Genomic DNA, 4490 nt, shown 5'->3' with positions numbered 1-4490 from the left:
GGTGAGTTGGCCGCGGCGCATGTGGCGGGTGTGTTGTCGCTGGCGGATGCGTGCCGGTTGGTGGCGGCGCGTGGCCGTTTGATGCAGGAGCTTCCGGCGGGTGGCGCGATGGTCGCGGTGCAGGCGTCGGAGGACGAGGTGGCGCCGCTGCTGACCGAGCGCGTCTCGATTGCCGCGCTCAACGGCCCGATGTCGGTGGTCATCGCGGGTGACGAGGACGCGGCTCTGGAGATCGCGTCGTCGTTCGAGGCGCAGGGTCGGAAGACGAAGCGGCTCACGGTCAGCCATGCGTTCCACTCGCCTCGCATGGACGGCATGTTGGAGGCGTTCCGGGAGGTTGCGGAGGGGCTGTCGTACGAGGCCCCGCGCATCCCGATCGTGTCCAACCTGACGGGCGAGCTGGTCTCCGCCGAGGAGATCACGACCGCCGACTTCTGGGTGCGCCACGTCCGGGAGGCCGTGCGCTTCCTGGATGGCATCCGCACCCTCGAAGCGCGCAACGTCACCACCTTCATCGAGCTGGGCCCCGACGGGGTTCTGACCGCGATGGCGCAGGAGTGTGTGACCGACACCGAGCCGGACACCGCGTTCGTCTCCGTACTGCGCAAGGACCGTCCCGAGGCCGAGGCGCTGACCACGGCCGTCGCCCGGGCGCATGTGCGCGGTGTGGCGGTGGACTGGGCGGCCTTCTACGCCGGGACCGGCGCCACCCGACTGGCGCCGGACGAGCTGGCCGAGCTGCCCACGTACGCCTTCCAGCGGCAGCGCTACTGGCCGAAGGTCTCGTCGCTGTTCCTGGGCGACGTGGCCGCGGTCGGGCTGGGCGAGGCCGAGCATCCGCTGCTCGGCGCCAGTGCCGAACTGCCCAGTGCGGACGGGATGTTGTTCACCGGGCGGCTGGCGCTGTCCACGCACCCGTGGCTCGCCGATCACACGATCATGGACACCGTGCTGCTGCCGGGCACCGCGTTCGTGGAGCTGGCGGTCCGGGCCGGTGACCAGGTCGGCTGCGAGACGCTGGAGGAACTGACCCTCGAAGCGCCGCTGGTCCTGGCCGAGGACGGGGGCGTCCAACTGCGACTGTGGGTCGGCGCTGCCGATGACACCGGCCGCCGCCCGCTGGAGCTGCACTCCCGTGCCGAGCACCTGTCGGCCGAGGAGCCGTGGACCCGGCACGCGTCCGGTGTCCTGGCGTCCGGCGATGCGCCGGAGGCGTCGTTCGAGCTGACCGCATGGCCTCCGGCGGACGCCGCCGAGGTGGCGGTCGGCGACCGTTACGCCGAGCTGCGGGACGTCGGTTTCGCGTACGGCCCCGCCTTCCAGGGGCTGCGCAGGGCATGGCGGCGCGGTGGCGAGGTGTTCGCCGAGGTGGTGCTGGACGAGGGCACGGCCGAGGAGGCCGCCGCGTTCGGGCTGCACCCGGCGCTGCTGGACGCCGCGCTGCACGCACTCGGCCTGGCCGGGCTGGGCGGCACCGAGACCGAGGGGCGGCTGCCGTTCGCCTGGACCGGGGTGTCGCTGTACGCGAGCGGCGCGGCCACGCTGCGGGTGCGGATGGCCGCCGTGGGCGGCGACGGCGTCCGCCTGGAGATCGCGGACGCCACGGGCGCCCCGGTCGCGGCCGTGGACTCGCTGGTGCTGCGCCCGGTCTCGGCCGAGCAGCTACAGAGCGCGCGGACGGCGTACCACGAGTCGCTGTACCGCGTGGAGTGGACGACGGCCGGGCTGGTGGACGCCGCCGGGGCGGACGCCACGGCCGACGGCCGCTGGGCGGCACTGGGCACGGACACCCTGGGCCTCACCGCATACCCGGACCTGGCCGCGCTGGCCGAGGCCATCGATTCCGGGACGGCACTGCCGGACCAGGTCGTGGTGAACTTGGCGCGACAAGCCCGTCCGGCGATTGAGGACACGCCCGAAGGGCGTACGGGCGCGGCACTTGCGGGCCCGGGCGCGGCACACCCAGCCCGTCCGGCGTTTGAGGACCGGGGTCCAGGGGCGGAGCCCATGGTTGCGGGAAGGGGCGGGATAGGGGAAACCCCCGCCCAAGCCGCACACCACGCCACCACCCAAGCCCTCCACCTCCTCCAGTCCTGGCTGGCCGACAACCGCTTCATGGACTCCCGCCTGGTCCTGCTCACCTCGGGCACCGTGGCCACCGAGGCCGCCGAACCGGTGACGGACCTCGCCGGCGCCGCCGTACGCGGCCTGGTGCGATCGGCACAGTCCGAGAACCCGGACCGCTTCGTCCTGATCGACCTCGACAGCCACGACGACGCACGGGCCGCACAATCCGCGCTGTCCACAGCCCTCGCAAGCGGCGAGCCCGAGGTCGCGGTGCGGCAAGGCGTCCTCAAGACGCCACGCCTGGCCCGCGCCGCATCGGCGGCCGACAGCGAGGCCCCGGAGTGGAACCCGGACGGCACGGTGCTGATCACCGGCGCGTCCGGTTCGCTCGGCGGCCTGTTCGCCCGCCACCTGGTGGCGGAGCGCGGCGTACGGCATCTGCTCCTGCTGAGCCGCCGTGGCGACCAGGCCCCGGGCGCGCCCGAACTCACCGCCGAACTGGCCGAGTTGGGCGCGAGCGTCCACTGGGCGGCCTGCGATGTGGCGGACCGGGACGCGCTCGCCGCGACCCTCGCCACCATCCCCGCCGACCATCCGCTCACGGCGGTCGTCCACACGGCCGGTGTGCTGGACGACGGTGTGATCGGCTCCCTCACCCCCGAGCGCGTCGAAAACGTCATGCGCCCGAAGGCGGACGCCGCCTGGAACCTGCACGAGCTGACCCGCGACCAGAACCTCTCGGCGTTCGTGCTCTTCTCCTCCGCCGCCGGTGTCTTCGGCGGCCCGGGCCAGGGCAACTACGCCGCGGCCAACGTCTTCCTCGACGCACTCGCCGCCCACCGCCACGCGGCGGGCCTGCCCGCCACCGCGCTGGCCTGGGGCCTGTGGGCCGGTGGCGGCATGGGCGACACGCTGGACGAGGCCGACATCACCCGGATGCGGCGGGCCGGAGTGCCCCCGCTGCCGGTGGCGGAGGGGCTGCGGCTCTTCGACGCCGCGCTGACGGTCGACGAGGCATCGCTGGTGCCGATGCGCCTGGACCTCGCGGCGCTGCGCAACCAGCCCGCCATCTCGCCGCTGCTGCGCGGTCTGGTGCGGGTCCCGGCGCGGCGCGCGGTGGACGCGGTCGCGGCGGGCGGCGGCGAGAACGGTCTTGCCGGGCGGCTCGCCGGGCTGTCCGAGCCCGAGCAGGAGCGGCTGCTGCTGGACCTGGTCCGTGGCCAGGTGGCCACCGTGCTCGGCTACGCGGGTGCGGAGACCATCGGTTCCGGGCGGGCGTTCAAGGATCTGGGCTTCGACTCGCTGACCGCCGTTGAGCTGCGCAATCAGCTCAACACGGTCACCGGGCTGCGGCTGCCCGCGACGCTCATCTTCGACTATCCGGACCCGCAGGTCCTGGCCCGCCATCTGCGGACCGAGCTGGTGGGCGAGGAGTCGGCGGAGGTGCACACCCCGGTCCCGGTGACGGCCGTCACCGAGGACGAGCCGATCGCCATCGTCGGGATGAGCTGCCGCTACCCGGGCGGGGTCACCACCCCCGAGGAGCTGTGGCAGCTCGTCATCGGCGCCACCGACGCCATTTCCGACTTCCCCGTCGACCGTGGCTGGGACCTCGACGCGCTCTACAGCGACGACCCCGACCAGGTGGGCACCAGCTACACCCGCGAGGGCGGCTTCCTGCACGACGCCGCCGACTTCGACCCGGACTTCTTCGGGATCAACCCGCGTGAGGCCATGGCGATGGATCCGCAGCAGCGGCTGCTGCTGGAGACGTCGTGGGAGGCGTTCGAGCGCGCGGGCATCGACCCGGCGGCCGTACGCGGCAGCAAGACCGGTGTCTTCGCGGGCGTCATGTACCACGACTATCTGACCCGGCTGACCGCCGTTCCCGAGGGGCTGGAGGGCTATCTCGGCACGGGCGGCGCGGGCTCCATCGCCTCGGGCCGGGTGGCGTACACCTTCGGACTCGAAGGCCCGGCGGTCACCATCGACACGGCGTGTTCGTCGTCGCTCGTGGCGCTGCACCTGGCCGCGCAGGCGCTGCGCAACGGTGAGTGCTCGCTGGCGCTGGCCGGTGGTGTGACCGTCATGGCCACCCCGGACACGTTCATCGACTTCAGCCGCCAGCAGGGGCTGTCCACCGACGGCCGCTGCAAGTCCTTCGCGGCGTCGGCGGACGGCACCGGCTGGGCCGAGGGCGCGGGCATGCTGCTGGTGGAGCGGCTGTCGGACGCGCGGCGCAACGGCCACCGCGTCCTGGCGGTCGTGCGGGGCTCGGCCATCAACCAGGACGGTGCGTCCAACGGTCTGACGGCGCCCAACGGCCCGTCCCAGCAGCGCGTCATCCGCGACGCGCTGACCAGCGCCCGGCTCACCACCGCCGATGTCGATGTGGTGGAGGCGCATGGCACGGGCACGACGCT

At 73.3% G+C, this 4490-nt stretch carries 1 protein-coding gene; it reads left to right on the top strand.

All coding sequences use genetic code 11. The features are described from left to right. A partial coding sequence (locus KN815_RS41435; protein ID WP_216346943.1) for a type I polyketide synthase occupies positions 1-4490 on the top strand: 4490 nt, incomplete at both ends.

The organism is Streptomyces niphimycinicus, assembly GCF_018883605.1.
GTDB classification, from domain to species: domain Bacteria; phylum Actinomycetota; class Actinomycetes; order Streptomycetales; family Streptomycetaceae; genus Streptomyces; species Streptomyces niphimycinicus.
This window is presented reverse-complemented; position numbering and strand designations above follow the sequence as displayed.